At 31.0% G+C, this 16,789-nt stretch carries 17 protein-coding genes and 1 pseudogene; 8 read left to right on the top strand and 10 right to left on the bottom strand.

From position 1 onward, the window contains the following. The 3 genes from AJ889_RS07860 to AJ889_RS07850 are packed head-to-tail and all read left to right on the top strand — an operon-like array spanning window position 1 to window position 2,122. Complete coding sequence (locus tag AJ889_RS07860) at window positions 1-522, top strand: chemotaxis protein CheW (protein WP_002826355.1); 522 nt, start codon at window positions 1-3, stop codon at window positions 520-522. After that, a complete protein-coding gene (gene serB / locus AJ889_RS07855; RefSeq protein ID WP_002851598.1) occupies window positions 522-1,145 on the top strand; it encodes a phosphoserine phosphatase SerB in 624 nt (207 codons plus the stop codon). The genes AJ889_RS07860 and serB overlap by 1 nt, the downstream gene beginning before the upstream one ends. After that, window positions 1,145-2,122 (top strand): transaldolase, encoded by a 978-nt coding sequence (locus AJ889_RS07850; protein WP_032584777.1) that lies wholly within the window; start codon window positions 1,145-1,147, stop codon window positions 2,120-2,122. The genes serB and AJ889_RS07850 overlap by 1 nt, the downstream gene beginning before the upstream one ends. Here the strand turns inward: AJ889_RS07850 and AJ889_RS07845 are convergent, their stop codons facing one another. The 10 genes from AJ889_RS07845 to AJ889_RS07800 all read right to left on the bottom strand — a co-directional run bounded on the left by AJ889_RS07845 (window position 2,123) and on the right by AJ889_RS07800 (window position 12,154). Next, window positions 2,123-2,545, bottom strand: a complete 423-nt coding sequence (locus AJ889_RS07845; RefSeq protein ID WP_002851686.1) for a hypothetical protein — start codon at window positions 2,543-2,545, stop codon at window positions 2,123-2,125. After that, the gene (carB, locus tag AJ889_RS07840; protein ID WP_052775809.1) at window positions 2,542-5,811 is read right to left on the bottom strand and encodes a carbamoyl-phosphate synthase large subunit; all 3,270 of its coding nucleotides are present in this window, start codon (window positions 5,809-5,811) and stop codon (window positions 2,542-2,544) included. Before carB ends, AJ889_RS07845 begins: the two co-directional genes overlap by 4 nt. A 260-nt stretch (window positions 5,812-6,071) precedes the next feature. Continuing rightward, window positions 6,072-6,821 carry a rod shape-determining protein MreC gene (gene mreC / locus AJ889_RS07835; RefSeq protein WP_002859838.1) on the bottom strand — a complete coding sequence of 250 codons (750 nt, stop codon included), beginning with the start codon at window positions 6,819-6,821 and terminating at the stop codon, window positions 6,072-6,074. Then, window positions 6,811-7,851 carry a rod shape-determining protein gene (locus AJ889_RS07830; RefSeq protein WP_002857495.1) on the bottom strand — a complete coding sequence of 347 codons (1,041 nt, stop codon included), beginning with the start codon at window positions 7,849-7,851 and terminating at the stop codon, window positions 6,811-6,813. The genes mreC and AJ889_RS07830 overlap by 11 nt, the downstream gene beginning before the upstream one ends. Before the next feature lie 11 nt (window positions 7,852-7,862). Beyond that, the gene (gene clpX, locus AJ889_RS07825; protein ID WP_070293359.1) at window positions 7,863-9,086 is read right to left on the bottom strand and encodes an ATP-dependent Clp protease ATP-binding subunit ClpX; all 1,224 of its coding nucleotides are present in this window, start codon (window positions 9,084-9,086) and stop codon (window positions 7,863-7,865) included. Further along, the gene (lpxA, locus tag AJ889_RS07820) at window positions 9,079-9,870 is read right to left on the bottom strand and encodes an acyl-ACP--UDP-N-acetylglucosamine O-acyltransferase (RefSeq protein WP_002859836.1); all 792 of its coding nucleotides are present in this window, start codon (window positions 9,868-9,870) and stop codon (window positions 9,079-9,081) included. The genes clpX and lpxA overlap by 8 nt, the downstream gene beginning before the upstream one ends. Further along, on the bottom strand, window positions 9,870-10,310 hold the full coding sequence (gene fabZ / locus AJ889_RS07815; protein WP_002857452.1) for a 3-hydroxyacyl-ACP dehydratase FabZ: 441 nt from the start codon (window positions 10,308-10,310) through the stop codon (window positions 9,870-9,872). The genes lpxA and fabZ overlap by 1 nt, the downstream gene beginning before the upstream one ends. A gap of 94 nt (window positions 10,311-10,404) precedes the next feature. After that, a complete protein-coding gene (locus AJ889_RS07810) occupies window positions 10,405-11,496 on the bottom strand; it encodes an epoxyqueuosine reductase QueH (RefSeq protein ID WP_032584783.1) in 1,092 nt (363 codons plus the stop codon). Next, on the bottom strand, window positions 11,496-11,951 hold the full coding sequence (bcp, locus tag AJ889_RS07805) for a thioredoxin-dependent thiol peroxidase (RefSeq protein WP_002851665.1): 456 nt from the start codon (window positions 11,949-11,951) through the stop codon (window positions 11,496-11,498). Before bcp ends, AJ889_RS07810 begins: the two co-directional genes overlap by 1 nt. Then, window positions 11,948-12,154, bottom strand: coding sequence for a 4-oxalocrotonate tautomerase family protein (locus tag AJ889_RS07800; RefSeq protein WP_002860331.1), 207 nt, complete (start codon window positions 12,152-12,154; stop codon window positions 11,948-11,950). Before AJ889_RS07800 ends, bcp begins: the two co-directional genes overlap by 4 nt. Window positions 12,155-12,330: 176 nt before the next feature. On the opposite strand from AJ889_RS07800, the gene ilvE reads away from it, so the two are divergent. From ilvE to AJ889_RS09810, 5 genes and pseudogenes are all read left to right on the top strand, one after another. After that, complete coding sequence (gene ilvE, locus AJ889_RS07795) at window positions 12,331-13,245, top strand: branched-chain-amino-acid transaminase (protein WP_070293357.1); 915 nt, start codon at window positions 12,331-12,333, stop codon at window positions 13,243-13,245. Between the two features lie 12 nt (window positions 13,246-13,257). Next, window positions 13,258-14,346, top strand: a complete 1,089-nt coding sequence (locus AJ889_RS07790) for a prohibitin family protein (protein WP_002924112.1) — start codon at window positions 13,258-13,260, stop codon at window positions 14,344-14,346. An 11-nt stretch (window positions 14,347-14,357) separates the two neighbouring features. Next, window positions 14,358-14,888 carry a DUF2393 domain-containing protein gene (locus tag AJ889_RS07785; protein ID WP_002868730.1) on the top strand — a complete coding sequence of 177 codons (531 nt, stop codon included), beginning with the start codon at window positions 14,358-14,360 and terminating at the stop codon, window positions 14,886-14,888. After that, on the top strand, window positions 14,888-15,397 hold the full coding sequence (locus AJ889_RS07780; protein ID WP_002867731.1) for a DUF2393 family protein: 510 nt from the start codon (window positions 14,888-14,890) through the stop codon (window positions 15,395-15,397). The genes AJ889_RS07785 and AJ889_RS07780 overlap by 1 nt, the downstream gene beginning before the upstream one ends. Window positions 15,398-15,508: 111 nt before the next feature. Further along, a pseudogene (locus AJ889_RS09810) lies at window positions 15,509-16,789 on the top strand (cache domain-containing protein); the annotation flags it as partial.

The following is a 16,789-nucleotide window of genomic DNA, read 5'->3' as shown; positions in this document are numbered from 1 at the left end:
ATGAGTAATGAAAAATTAGAGCAAATTTTGCAAAAACAGCAAACTCAGATGGCTGGTCCTGATGTCGATCAAAGAGAAGATGATATCATCCAACTTGTTGGCTTTGTAGTTGGAGATGAGGAATATGCGATTCCAATTCTTAATATACAAGAAATCATCAAACCTATAGAATATACTAGAGTTCCTAGTGTACCTGATTATGTTCTAGGGGTTTTTAATATGCGTGGTAATGTTATGCCGCTCATTGATCTAGCTCAACGCTTTCATTTAGGAAGTTCTAAAATGACACCTCAAACAAGATATATTGTTTTAAGAGGTGAGACAAATGGAACTGGAGTTGGAGGAAATGCTGGTTTTGTTATAGATAGATTAACTGAAGCAATTAAAATTCACAGAAACAGAATCGATCCACCACCTGAAACTTTAGTTAAAGACAAAGGTATGATTTATGGTATAGGAAAAAGAGATGAAAATATCTTAACTATACTCAAAGTAGAAGCTTTGCTTAAGCGCGAATTTTAATGATTAAACTTTGTGTTTTTGACTTTGATGCTACTTTAATGGATGGTGAAACCATTGATATTTTAGCTACAGCGCATGGCAAGGGTAATCAAACAAGCGAAATTACCCGCCATGCTATGACTGGAGAACTTGATTTTTTCGAAAGTCTTCAAAAACGAGTAAGCTTTTTAAAAGGTATGTCTTATAAAAAAGTTTTAGAATTAAGTAGCACACTTCCACTAATGCGTGGAGCACATGAACTTATCCAATATTTAAAATCTAAAAATATACAAATTGTTATTTTTAGCGGTGGTTTTCATGAAGGCATAAATCCTGCTATGCAAAAACTTGGAATTAACCTCGGTTTTGCAAATTATCTGCATCATAAAAATGACATTTTAACAGGGCTAGTTGGTGGGGAAATGATGTTTTCAAATTCAAAAGGCTTAATGCTACAACGATTAAAAAGCTTTTTAAATTTGAAAACAGATGAAGTGATGTGTGTTGGCGATGGGGCAAATGATTTGGCAATGTTTAACGAAAGTGGATTAAAGATTGCATTTTGTGCTAAAGAAATTTTACGTTCTCAAGCTGATATTTGCATAGATATAAAAGACTTAAAAGAAATAATAAAGGTAATATAATGAAAAATTTTTCTCTTTGGTGTGATTTTATAGAAAATAGTTTTTTAGATAATGAATTTTTAAATTTATTATCACATGGAATTAATGGCGCTACTTCAAATCCTGCTATTTTTAAAAATGCTATTTTAAATTCTCCAATTTATAAAGATAAAATTCTTAAATTAAAAGAAAAAAAAACAAAAGATATTTATGAAGAATTAGCAATTTCTGATATTCAAAAAGCAGCTGATAAATTAGCTCCTCTTTTTTATCAAAAAAATGATGGATTTATAAGTATTGAAATAGATCCAAGACTTCATGATAACACGACTCTTAGTTTAGGCGAAGCTAAAAGACTTTACAGTACTATTGGCAAAGAAAATGTAATGATTAAAATACCAGCTACAAAAGCTTCTTATGAAGTAATGTATGAACTTATGAAAAATGGTATTAGCGTCAATGCTACCTTAATTTTTTCTCTTGAACAAAGTCAAAAATGTTTTGAAGCTTTAAATGCAGGTTTAGTCGAATTTAGAAAAAACAATATAGCCTTAAAAGAACAAAACACTAGAACACCACAAGCTGTTATAAGTATTTTTGTAAGTCGTTTTGATAGACTTTTAAATCCTAAGGCTAAGGAGCAAAATCGTATTGGAATTTTAAATGCAAATTTAGCTTATAACAATATCTACTCAAAAAATGAACCTAATATTCGCGCCTTGTTTGCAAGCACCGGAGTTAAAGGAGATGATCTGCCAAAAGACTATTATATCAAAGAACTTCTTTTTGAGAATTCTGTTAATACTGCTCCTCTTGATGCAATAGAGGCATTTAAAAGAAAAATGCATTTTAAAAAACCTTTAATGAATTTTGAAATTTATACAGAACTTAATCAAATCATTTCTCAAAATGAACGAGAAAAAGCTTGCAATGACTTATTAAGTGATGGCCTAGAGCAATTTTGTATTGCTTTTGAAGATATTTTAAAAGCTCTTTAATTAACGTATTTTTATCATTTTATTCTTTGAAAGTTTTAATATTTTTGATGGGATATTTTCGAAAAATTTCTCATCAAGTATTATATCGGCAACACTTCTAGCCCATTCTTCATCAAATTCTTTTCCATGCTTGTTTGCCGAAGATGAATAAAAATAGCCATTTTTACTTAAAAAATTCGCATGTTTACACTCTTTCACAATACGAATGGCCTGATTATTGGGATAAATAAAAGTTGTTTTTTTAGAACGACGTACTAAATTTTTAAAAGATTTTGGAATTCTTGCTAAACTTTTTAACTCGCAAAATTTCGCAGAAGTGATTAAGCAAGGCTGATTTTTATCTCTACCTTTTAAAGCATTAATCTCTTCTAAATTTTTACTTAAAAATCCTACCGTAGTATCTGTTTGAGCTAAATAAATCAAGATTTAAGCCACTCTTGCAAACTCTTTACATCTAGGCAAGATTTACTCTGTATAGCTTTAATCGATTTTGCACCTGCTAAAGCTGATCGTAAATTTGTAAAATAAGGTATTTTAAAACGAATAATATTTTCACGAATTTTTTTCGTATCGCCTTTAAAACTGTGACTATCGCTTGTATTGATAACTAAGTGAATTTCTCCATTTTTCAATTTATCTTCAACATTGGGGCGTCCTTCTGAAATTTTATGTACAAGTTCGCACTCAAAACCACTTTCTAAAATTTCCTTGCAAGTTCCCCCTGTTGCCATAAGCTTAAAGCCAAGCTTTACATATTCTGCAGCGATTTTTTTGGTATATTTTTTATCCTTATCTTTTAAGGAGATAAATACCACGCCTTGCTCTGGAAGATGATTAAACGATGCAATTTGACTTTTCGCATAAGAATTTGCAAAATCCTTGCTTATACCCATAACTTCACCCGTTGAACGCATTTCAGGACCTAATTCTAAATCACTTCCACTAAGTTTTGCAAATGGAAATACTGCTTCTTTCACGCTCATATATTTTGGAGTTTTAGGGCGTAAAATTTTAGTATCAAAATTAACCACTTTAAAAGTATCATAAAATTTTAAAGCTTCTTTTAAATTTCCTTGCCACATCACACGCGTTGCCACTTTTGCTAAAGGAATACCCGTAGCTTTACTAACAAAAGGTATGGTACGACTAGCTCTAGGATTTACCTCTATCATATAAAGCTCATTATTATGTAAAGCAAATTGTATATTTAAAAGTCCTACAACTCCCAAATTTAAAGCAATATCTGCGGTTTTTTGTGCAATAAATTCTTGCATTTTTTCATCGATATTGCAAGGCGGCAAAGAACAAGCACTGTCACCCGAATGAATTCCTGCTTCTTCTATGTGCTCCATAATTCCTGCAACATAAACATCTTTGCCATCACAAATCGCATCAACATCAATTTCTGTAGCATTGTCTAAAAACTGATCGATCAAAACAGGGCTTTTATCGCTTACATCCACAGCTTCTTGCATATAGAGTCTAAGTTCAGCCTCATCATTTACCACGCGCATCGCACGCCCACCTAAAACATAACTTGGTCTTACAAGCACAGGATACCCTATATCACTAGCCTTAAGAACCGCTTCTTCTACGCTTGTTGCAGTAGAATTTTTTGGCTGATTGATACCTAGCTTTGTAATAAATTCGGCAAATTTCTTTCTATCTTCTGCCATATCAATTACTCTTGCGCTAGTACCTATAATCTTAGCTCCAAAAGCACTTAAACGCTTAGCAAATTTCAAAGGAGTTTGTCCACCAAAATGCACAATCACTCCATCAGGTTTTTCACGCTCAATCACCGCTCTTAAATGTTCGAAATCAATAGGCTCGAAATACAAAATATCACTTGTATCATAGTCAGTCGAAACGGTTTCAGGATTACAATTATACATAATAGTTTTAATACCCATATCTTTAAGCGCAAAAGAAGCATGTACGCAAGCATAGTCAAATTCTATACCTTGTCCTATACGGTTTGGCCCCCCACCTATAATCATCACTTTTTTTTCTTTTTTATCCTTAGCATCGTTTTTACTTTGAGTGAGTTCGCTTACATTGATACTTGAATAAAGATAAGGAGTTAAGGCTTCAAATTCACCCGCACAAGTATCCACTTCACTAAATTCTGCGATGATTTTTTGCTTCATTCTTGCATAATAAATATCATTTTGGCTTAATTCTAAATTATCTTTCAAATTTACAAGCAAGGCTATCATTTTATCTGAAAAGCCCATAGTTTTTGCTTTTCTCAAAAGAGCCTTATTGTTTAAAATATCCATATCAATTTGTTCTTCAAAATCTACAATTTCTTTAATCTGTGTTAAAAACCAAGGATCTATTTTACAAAGCTCATAAAGTTCTTCTACGCTAAAACCTTCCCTAAAAGCTTGAGCAACATAAAGTAAACGCTTTTCATTGGCATTGCGAATTTTAAAAACAAGATCATTTCTATCTTCAAATTTTACCCTATCAAAACCACTTAAAGAACGCTCAAGCGAACAAAGTGCTTTTTGTATACTTTCTTTAAAAGTGCGTCCTATAGCCATTACCTCACCCACACTTTTCATAGCTGTACCTAAAGTTGTATTTGCTCCTGGAAATTTTTCAAAGGTAAAGCAAGGAATTTTTGTTACAATATAATCAATCACAGGCTCGAAAGATGCAGGAGTTCCTGTAATATCATTTTTAATCTCATCTAAGCTAAAACCTACTGCCAAAAGTGTCGCAACCTTTGCTATAGGATAACCCGTTGCCTTAGAAGCTAAAGCACTTGATCTTGAAACTCTTGGATTCATTTCTATAACTATCATTCTTCCATTTTTTGGGTTGATAGCAAATTGCACATTACTTCCGCCTGTATCTACACCAATTTCACGCAAAATAGCAAAAGAAGCATTACGCATAACTTGATATTCTTTATCTGTCAAAGTTAATGCTGGAGCTATTGTAATACTATCTCCTGTATGAACTCCCATAGGATCGATATTTTCTATGCTACAAACTATGATACAATTATCCGCTCTATCGCGTATAACTTCCATTTCATATTCTTTCCAACCTAACAAACTTTCTTCAATCAAAATTTCATGAATAGGTGATAAAGCTAAAGCAGTATTGGTAAGTTCTTTAAATTCGTCCATATTGTAAACCACACCACTTCCAGCACCCCCTAAAGTATAAGAAGCACGGATCATCAAAGGAAAGCCGATTTCATCTACGGCTTTTAAAGCTTCGTCATAATTATACGCATACATCGATTTTGGCAAATCCATGCCAATTTTTTTCATACATTCTTTAAAAACCTGACGATCTTCGCCTTTTTTAATCGCCTCAGGATTTGCGCCTAAAAATTTCACATCTCCTAAAAGTCCGCTTTCATAAACTTCCATAGCAACATTTAACGCTACTTGTCCACCCATAGTTGGCAAAATTGCATCAATTTTTTCTTTTTTAATAATACTTAAAATACTTTCTTTTGTTATGGGTTCTATATAAGTCGCATCTGCAAATTCGGGATCTGTCATGATGGTTGCAGGATTTGAGTTGATTAATACTACACGATATCCTAATTCTTTTAAAGTCTTTGCGGCTTGAGTTCCAGAATAATCAAATTCACAAGCTTGTCCTATCACAATAGGACCACTTCCTATAAGTAAAATGCTTTTAATATCTGTTCGTTTTGGCATAAATTTTCCTAAGAGCATAAATTTGGGCTGATTATAACAAAAATTAGTTTTATAAACTTTGAAATTATCGATATAATTTTAAAAAATAAACACTCTGCTTTTAATCTAGGAAATAATACATAAAGAAATTTAAGATTTTTTATAAAATTCTCATTCAATTATAAACATTTATTTGATAATTTAACAAAATTTTTAGCATTAAACAAAGTTATAATAATTAGCAAAAATATAGAAAATTTTTAAAAAGTCTAATCCTTGACTTATAAATTATCTACTACATATAAATAAGCAGGAATACTAATCTTAACATAAGGCTTTACTTCTACACTTTGATACATATCTTCATCATTAACTCTATTCACAATACCAACAGGTATATCTGAAAAGAAAATATTATCAAGTCCACTTGTTAAAATTTCATCTCCGGTATTAATTTTTGCCCATTTTGGAATAAATTTAACCACAATCCTGCCATCTTCACCCTGGATTAAACCTGGAGCTTTGGATTTTCCTATATAAACAGAAAAAACACACTGATCATCACCTTGTAAGAGAGCCATTGCTCTACCATTTTTATTAATAGCTATACCTGCAGTATATCCTTGATATATCAAACCACGGTTTTTACCAACGGGAATTTTGCTCCAATCTAACCATAATTTTTTATAATCATTCAATTGAACATAAGAAATAACTCTAGTTAAAGAAACTTGAGGTAAATATTTTGTAGAATTTTGATCCTCTAAAATACGATTTAATTGATTTGCAAAACTAGTTACCTTTACAGCAATATCTTCTAATTCTTTATTTCTAGCTTTTAGTTGCTGAATTTGATTTGCTTGATTAAAGTGTTCTGAAATTTTTTTTCCCAAATAATCTTTAATATTATAAAAATTACCTATAACAAAATCATTAACACGGAGAACATTTTGCTTGATAAGTCCTCCATAATAAAAAGATATAAAAACCAAAAAGGCTAAGACAAGAACATAAAAAATCTTATTCTTCATTGGTTAATTGTTGCAATAATGAAATTTCCTCTAAAGCTTTACCCGTTCCTTTTGCTACAGCTAAAAGCGGTTCATCTGCGATATAAACTGGCAAACGTACAATTTCACTTAAGTATTTATCAAAACCACGAATCAATGCTCCACCACCTGTTAAAACTACACCATTTTCTACTATATCACTTGCTAAATCAGGCGGCATCATTTCAAGAACCATTTTTAAAGCATCAGCAATTTCTTTTAAATACTCACGCATTGCTTCTCTTACATCTTCACTTGTAAGTTCAATACGACTTAAAAGTCCACTTACTTGATCGCGTCCTTTTACCACCATAGAAAGTTCTTTTGGAAGTTGTATTGCTGAACCTATGGTGATTTTGATCTCTTCGCCTGTTCTTTCACCTATGATAAGATTGTATTTTTCTTTTACATAATTAACTATACTCATATCAAGCTTATCTCCAGCTGTACGAATAGACTTTGAAATCACAAGTCCACCCAAAGAAATCACTCCGATCTCAGTAGTTCCACCCCCTATATCTACTACCAAATTTCCTTTAGGTTCTTGTATAGGTAAACTTGCACCAATAGCTGCTGCCATAGGCTCTTCGATCAAAAATACCTCTCTTGCACCTGCACTTAAAGCACTTTCTCTTACCGCTTTTCTTTCTACTTGAGTTAAACCATAAGGAACAGAAATAATAATTCTAGGGCGTAAAAAACTTTTTCTACGATGTGTTTTTTCTATAAAATAGCGGATCATTTTTTCAGTCATATCAAAATCTGCAATCACGCCATCTTTCATAGGACGAATAGCTTCGATGTTACCTGGGGTTTTTCCCACCATATCTTTAGCTTCTTTACCTACGGCTAAAATTTTTGCTTTGGAACCATACCTTTCTCTTTCAACTGCCACAACAGAAGGCTCGTTTATCACTATACCCTTATCTTTTACCAAAACTAGCGTATTAGCTGTTCCTAAATCAATCCCCATATCACTAGAAAAAAATCCTATAAGTTGATCTAATATCATTTCTATCCTTTTTAACTTATTTTTCTTTTTATTAATAATGCCTTTGCATTGTCTTTAATAACTTCTTTGGTTATTACAATATCATAGTTTTTATACTCTGGTAACTCAAACATTAAATCTACCATCATTTCTTCTATAATACTTCTAAGCCCCCTAGCCCCTGTTTTTCTCTCCAATGCAAGCTGTGCGATAGCTCTTAGAGCATCTTCTTCAAATTTTAAATTTACCCCATCAATAGCAAAAAGCTTTTGATATTGCTTAATAATGGCATTTTTAGGTTCAGTTAAAATTCTTACCATATCTTCTTCATTAAGCTCATTTAAAGATGCAATCACATGCAAACGACCTATAAGCTCAGGAATCAAACCAAAATGCACCAAATCATCAGGTTCAATTTTCTCAAGTAAAGCTTTATTTTCTTCTTTTGCATCATCAAAAAAACCTACAACTTTATCTCCAAGTTTTCTTTTTAAGATAGTTTCCAAACCATCAAAAGCTCCACCACAAACAAATAAAATATTTGAAGTGTCAATTTGTATAAACTCTTGATTTGGATGTTTTCTCCCCCCCTTTGGTGGAATATTTACCAAACTTCCTTCGATAATCTTAAGTAAAGCTTGTTGCACACCCTCTCCACTTACATCACGAGTAATAGAACGATTTTCACTCATTCTGGCAATTTTATCAATCTCATCAATAAAAACTATACCTTTTTGAGCTCTTTGCACATCTCCATCTGCAGCTTGTAAAAGACGTGTTAAAATATTTTCTACATCCTCACCTACATATCCTGCTTCAGTTAAAGAAGTTGCATCACAAATTGCTATAGGTACATCTAAAAATTTAGCTAAAGTTTGCGCCAATAAAGTTTTTCCACTTCCTGTTGGCCCAACAAGTAAAATATTTGACTTAAAAAGCTCTGTATCATCATCTTGAAGTTCAGCTTTAAAAAGTCTTTTATAATGATTGTATACTCCAACACTAAAAACTTTTTTAGCTCTATCTTGTCCTATGACATAACGATCTAAATAAGCTTTTAATTCTTTTGGAGTGATATCTTTAAATTCTGTATTATGACTTTGTTTAGGTTCTTTAAATTCTTTTTCTTCTCCATAAATAATACTATAAGCACCTTCAACGCAATATTCACAAATAAAAGCATCATCATTTTCATTTGCTAAAATTCTTCTTTGTGGATTCTCCACTTCATTGCAAAAACTACATTTTCTAGGCATTATTTTTACCCCTATAGACAGGAATTCCACGCTTTGTTTCTAATATAAAATGGCACATTTTTTTAACATTTTCACTTTCTTGATTTTCAAGCAAATTTTTAGCATTTTCTTTTAAATCTCCTTGTCTAAATAAAGTTTTAAAAGCTCTACTAAGTCTATCTACTTCATCTTTATCAAAACGACGACGAGTACCTACTAAATTTAAACTTCTAATACTTGCACGATTTCCTTCTGCTAAACAAAACGGTACTATATCCTGAGAAAGTGCACTTGCTCCTGCTATCATACAACCCTCACCTACTTTGACAAATTGATGAATAGGTGTAAGCCCGCCTACAACCGTAAAATCTCCAAGCTCTACATGTCCTGCCAAAGTTGCATTATTAGCTAAAATAATATTATTACCTAAAAGACAATCATGAGCAATATGACAATAAGCCATAATAAAAGCATTATCGCCTATACGAGTAAAACCATCTCCTTTAGCTGTACCTGAATTTATCGTTGCAAATTCTCTAATAGTTGCATTTTTCCCTATAACAACACCGCTTTTTTGCTCTTCTTTATAAGATATGTCCTGAGGAATATCGCCTACTATAGCATAAGAAAATACACGAGAATGATCACCTATAGTTGTATCTGAAAGAATTCGAGCACCTTGTTTGATGACAACATTATTACCTATTTTAGCATCTTTGCTTACATAAGCATAAGCTTCTACTACAACATCGTCACCAAGTTGTGCACCCTCTTCAATCACCGCACTTGGATGAATTTTTTTCATTATTTATCCACTATCATAGCTTTAAGCTCGGCCTCTGCAACTAAATTTCCATCTACAAAAGCTTGCCCTTTAAAAATCCACATATTACCACGATTTTTAACCACGCTCATTTCATAATCAAGCCTATCTCCAGGACGCACAGGATTTCTAAATTTTGCTCCATCTATGCCTGTGAAATAAACTACTTTACTTTTTGGATCCACTTTATCTTCCATACTTTCAAAAGCTAAAACTCCACCTGTTTGAGCCATACCTTCTAAAATCAAAACTCCAGGATAAATAGGATGCCCTGGAAAATGTCCCATAAAAACATGATCACTTATACTGATGTTTTTATATCCTAGCACCACTTCTTTAACTTTTAATTCTGTAATTTTATCTACCAGTAAAAAAGGATAACGGTGTGGTAAGATTTCTTGAATTTGCATTACATCTATCATTATTAAATTAACCTTGAAAACAATTAAAAATTTTATTATATAAAAAAATCATTAAAAATTATATTAACAAAAAAAGTTTTTCTTAATAAATTTCTTAAATTTTTACAAGCACCTCTTGATTATCATGATAAATTTCACTTTTTGCTATCACTTCATATCTTGAAGGTAAAATATTTTCGAGGATGATAATAGGACTAAGATTATAAGTTCCAAACAATTTATTACGCCATTTAATTTCTGCTTGAACACTTAAAGGTCTTTTTAAAAAATCTTCAAAATTTTTCCATTTGTTTTTAAAAAATGCATTAAAACGCCAAAATTCCACTAAAACTATTTCATCTTTAGTACTTCTATAAAAGCCTTCTTTTAAATTTTGTTTTAAATTTTCCTCATCCAAAGAAAATCTTGTATAAGCGTTTTTAAAATGCGAATAAAATAAAATATGAGATTTAACGGGCTTTTTATCTAATTTTATCAAAGCACTTAAAAGACGATAATTTAAAAATTTCTCTCTTAAAATTTCAAATTTTATACCTTTTTTTTCCCATAAAACTACTTTTTTATAAAGAGCTATTCTTGCTTCTATACTTGCAGGTAAAATTTGCTTATTTACAGGAGACATTAATTCATCAATAAAATTCTTATCTTGTTTTTGTTTTTTAAGCCCATAAATGCAGCCGCAATAGTTTTGATGATAAAGCATTTCCTTTTTTGCTAAAGCAAACTGTCTTTGAGTGCCGCCATTTTTACGAAAATCAGGAGCTAAAAACTCTACTCCATAAGGCTCACATTCTTTTTGTAAAGCATTTTTTAACTGTTCTAAATCTTTTTTAGGGCTGGTTAAAAGCGTAGTAGTAAGCTTTTTTTCTCCTATTTTAGCAGCAAATTTAACACTAGATCCCATTCTTACATCAAAGCAAATTTCACACCTTGCACCCTTTTCAGGCTCATCTTCATAACCACGCACAGCATTAAGCCATTTTTCATACTCATACTCACCTTTATAAAGCTTAATACCAAGTTTATCACAAGATCTTTTTACATCTAAAAATCTTAGTTCGTATTCGCTTAAAGGATGGATATTTGGATCATAAAAATATCCTATGATTTTTTCATTAGGATAAGTTTTTCTAAGCTCTTCAATAAAATAATGACTATCTACGCTACAACAAATATGTACTAGCATTAAAGACTTTCAAGCACTTTTAAAGCATGATCTTTTACACGAACATTACTATAAATTTGAGCAATCTTACCTGTTTCATCGATAACAAAAGTAGAACGAATAAGACCTTCGTATTCTTTTCCGTAATTTTTCTTAAGCCCCCAAGCTCCATAAGCTTTAGCAACTTCTTTTTCACTATCGCTAAGTAAAATATGTTTTAAATCAAATTTAGAGATAAATTTTTCATGACTTGCCACGCTATCAGGACTGATACCAATAATCACCGCATTTTTACCACCAAATTTATCATAATTTGCACTAAAATCACAAGCTTCTGTAGTGCAACCTGGGGTATTATCTTTTGGATAAAAATACAAAATCACCTTTTTGCCAATAAAATCTTTTAATGCTATTTTTACCCCATCTTGATTTAAAAGCTCAAACTGAGGCGCTTTATCTCCTATGTTTAAACTCATTTACTTGCCTTTGCTTTAATAGCTTCAACGCTTTCTCCGCCAAAGCCTATGTCATAATTTTCTACATCTTCTAAAACCACCACAACTCTTTCTTTACTTTTATTATATTTCGTGCTTAAAAGTTTGGTAATATCAGCTATAAGTTCTGCTTTTTGCTCCTTGCTTAAAGACGGCTTTGCTAATTTAATATTTACTAATGGCATAATTTCTCCTTTTTTAACGATAATTTTTCATAATTATTTCAAAAAATACCTAATATTTTTTTTAACAAAAAACCTTAATTTAATAAAAGCTTATTGTTAGTATATTTTTGATAAAATCCCGATTTATTCTTAAAATAATATTTTTTAAGAAATAAACAACTATAAAAGGTAAAAAAATGATCTCAGCAGATAAAATTTGGATGGATGGAAAATTAGTTGATTTTAAAGATGCAACTTTGCACTTTTTAACCCATTCTTTGCATTATGGCAATGCTGTTTTTGAAGGAACTAGAGCCTATAAAACAGATAAAGGCTTGGCAATTTTCAGACTTGAAGATCACACCAAAAGACTTTTAGAGTCTGCAAAAATTACTCTTTTAAATTGTCCTTTTTCCCAAAAAGAGCTTGAAAATGCACAAATTGAACTCTTAAAAGCAAACAACTTTAAAAGCAATGTCTATATCCGCCCTTTGATTTTCTTAGGCGATGGAGTTATGGGACTTTATCATATAAAAGCTCCTATAAGAGTTGGAATTGCGGCTTGGGAATGGGGTGCTTACCTTGGAGAAGAAGGTTTAGAAAAAGGCATAAAAGTAAAAATTTCGTCTTTTGCAAGAAATAGTGTTAAATCATGCATGGGAAAAGCTAAAGCAAGCGCGAATTACCTTAACTCTCAAATTGCAAAATTTGAAGCTATTGAAGCAGGCTATGAAGAAGCTTTAATGCTTGATGAAGAAGGTTTTATCGCAGAAGGAACAGGAGAATGTTTCTTTATTGTAAAAGATGGGGTTTTAATCACACCTCCAAATGATTTTTCTTTAAAAAGCATTACTCAAGATACAGTGCTTAAAATCGCTCACGATCTTGGTATCACTGTGCTTCGCCAAAGAATTTCAAGAGATGAAGTTTATACTGCTGATGAAGCATTTTTTACCGGAACAGCCGCTGAAATCACACCTATTAACAACATTGATGCAAGAATAATAGGAAATGGTTTAAGAGGATCTGTAACTAAAAAACTTCAAGATGCTTATTTTGATGTAGTTTATGGACGCAATGAAAAATATGCATCTATGCTAACTTATATTTAAAAAAGGAAATAAATGCCAGCTGATTTGAATGATTATTTCAATAAAAAAAATGGAAATTCTAACAATAACGGAAACAACAACCGTCAAAATTTCAATTTCAAAGCACCAGAATTTAATTTTAAAGGTTTTGGGAAATTCTCTCCATTTATTTATGGGGTGATTATTATTATCTTATTTTTAATCGTTGCAAAACCTTTTATGGTGATAAATTCTGGGGAAATGGGGATTAAATCAACAACAGGTAAATATGACCCAAATCCATTAGAACCAGGACTTCACTTTTTCTTACCTTTTATACAAAAAATAACCATAATCGATACTAGAGTAAGACAAATCAACTATGCTTCTATAGAGGGAAGTAATGAAAATTTATCTTCAGGTTCAGGTGTTATTAATAAAAATAGCATTTCTGTACTTGACTCTCGTGGATTGCCTGTATCTATTGATGTTACAGTACAATACCGCTTAAATCCTTTGCAAGTTCCTCAAACCATAGCTACTTGGAGCTTAAATTGGGAAAATAAAATTATCGATCCAGTTGTTCGTGATGTAGTGCGAAGTGTTGTAGGAAAATACACAGCCGAAGAACTTCCTACTAATCGTAATACAATAGCTACTCAAATAGAAGAAGGTATAAGAAAAACCATAGAAGCCCAACCAAACGAACCTGTAGAACTTCGCGCTGTACAACTTAGAGAAATTATTTTACCTTCAAAAGTAAAAGAACAAATCGAACGCGTACAAATTGCAAAACAAGAAGCTGAAAGAACCAAGTATGAAGTAGAAAGAGCTAATCAAGAAGCCTTAAAAAAAGCTGCCTTAGCTGAAGGGGAAGCAAATGCAACTATAATCAGTGCCAAAGGTAAAGCTATGGCTGTTAAGATAGAAGCAGATGCACAAGCTTATTCTAATAAAGAAATCGCAAACAGCCTAAACACTCCTTTGCTAAATTTAAAACAAATTGAAACTCAAAAAGAATTTAATGAAGCTTTAAAAGTCAATCAAGATGCTAAAATTTTCTTAACTCCAGGTGGAGCAGTGCCAAACATTTGGGTTGATACTAAAGATACTAAAAAGCAAAGTGCTGCCAACATGAACTAAAGGATATACAAGTGGAGAAACTAAGAGAAATTGTGCTTTTTTACACTACTCATTTATATTTAGTAGATTATATGCTGATTTTACTAGTTTTTTTTCTCTTCACTTGTGTTTTACTTCTTTGCGTATTTTTACGCCATAGACCTATAGCAGCACTTTTTATTATTGCATTTGATATTATTATTTGTTTTTTAGTTTATATCTATGGGTATAAACTAATAGACAATGAAGTAAGAACTCGAAAAACCGCTATTACAGATCAAAAAATGATACAAAGCTCAAATGATTTAATTGTTGATTTTAACATTACAAATAATTCAAAAAATAATTTTAAAGAATGTAAAATTACAGCTAAAATTTTTGCAGATAAAATACCTAATGATAATATCATAGAAGAATATAAAAAGAAATTTATCCCTTTTAGACAAAAAAGTAGAGAAATTAAAGATCTAAAGAAAAACGCAACCCAATTTCAAAGAATTGCTTTTGAAAATTTTAACTATGAAAATAACTATACCATACGCTTAGTTTCGGAGTGTTTTTAATGCATTTTACAATTTTTCATATTATAGTTTTTATCATTTTACTTATTTGCTTTGCCTTGATTTGTATTTTAATCTTTCTAAAAGTCAAACAGAAAGAAATGGCTTTGATTTCTTATACCATAGCTACTATTTTTACCGCACTTTTGATATATTCTATTTTTCTGACAATCAATCAATTCACCACTCAAGCCGATCTTAGCAAACTAACCTATACAAGAGATCTAAGACATGAAAGCGTTATAGTAAATGGAAAAGTTCAAAATCTTACTAAATTTGAAATCAAAAAATGCTATTTGATACTTAGCATATTAAACCAACAACAAGTAGGAGGTGAAATTTTCAATGATAAAAATATCCGTAACGCTAAAATGCAAAATACAAGTGTTTCTTATACTATAGAAATCATAGACACACTCCCGGGTAATACCTATAAAGAATTTAGAGCTAGCGTTCCTTTTCCTCCAACTTTTAATAATCCTGAATTTTATCACACCTTAAAATGTATTTGATATTGTTAAATAGTTTTAAAACATCTATAAAAAATAATTTTATATTAATTTTATTTTTTTTGATATGCTAACGAAATTTATTTTTAGTAAAAAATTTATGTGAGGTTTTTCATGTTTAGACTATCGAGCGTTAGTTCAAAACTCTTATTATCAGTTGCTATTAGTATTATTGTAGCTATAGCTCTTATAATTGCTATTGTTTCTTTTCAAGTTGCTTCATATTCAGAAAAAGAAGCCAGAAATACTATTTTATTATCTTCAAAAAGATATGTGAATTATATACAAGGTATCTTAAATGAAGAAGTCACACTAACCAAAGGAGTTGCTACATCGTTAAATGAAATGTTTCAAAATAATGATCATGTAGATATCGATTTAATTGAAAGTCTTATAAAAAATACTTTTGATAGTAGTCACTATGCAGCATATACATTTCTCTATTTAAAAGATACTACTGTATTAAGTGATATGCAGAATGTAGATAAAAAATATATTAGCCCAGATGGAAAAACTTTTTCTATGATATTTTTTGATCAAATAGCAGAAAAATCTGGTGGAATAACTACTATTTCAACTCCAAACAATTTCTCTCAATTAAATCTAATACAAAATATCGAACAAAATGCAAAATATGGAGATAAAGACTCTGTTTTTGTAGGTTCTCCTAGAAAACTTAATTATGATAATAATGAATTTTTAGGTATAAATTTCGGTATGCCTATTTTTAACAATAAGGGTAAATTTATTGGAGTTATAGGATATACTCTAGATTTACTAGAAATTTCCGAGATTATATTGGATCCAAAATTCGACTTTTTTGAAGGGGATCTAAGAATCTTAATGAACGATCAGGGTATTATTGCTGTTCATAAAAATAAAAATGGAATTTTAAAAACTTTATTTGATATTAACAAAGATCAATCTGCTCAATTAATTGTTGAGGCGGTTAAAAACCATAAAGATGAAATCTTAGATAATTATATTGCCTCAACAGGAGATCTTAGTTATGCTAGTATCTCTTCATTTAGCACTTTAGGTAATTCTAGTCATTGGAGTGTAATTGTAACAGCTCCTAAAAAATCAGTTTTAGCCCCTTTATATAAACTACAATATACTATTATTAGTGTTGCTATAATAGCACTAATTGCTATTTTGACTGTTGTGTACTTTTTTATAAGAAAAATCATAGGCTCTAGAATTCCTCTTATACTTAAGTCTTTGGAAAATTTCTTTCGCTTTTTAAATCATGAAAAAATAGAAATTCAGACAATTGAAATTAAAGCTAATGATGAATTAGGCAAAATGGGTAAAATTATCAACGAAAACATCCTTGCTACTAAAAGAGGCTTAGAACAAGACAATCAAGCCGTTAAAGAATCAGTTCAAACCGTA

This window comes from Campylobacter sp. BCW_6468 (assembly GCF_001762865.1).
Lineage (GTDB): Bacteria > Campylobacterota > Campylobacteria > Campylobacterales > Campylobacteraceae > Campylobacter_D > Campylobacter_D jejuni.
This window is presented reverse-complemented; position numbering and strand designations above follow the sequence as displayed.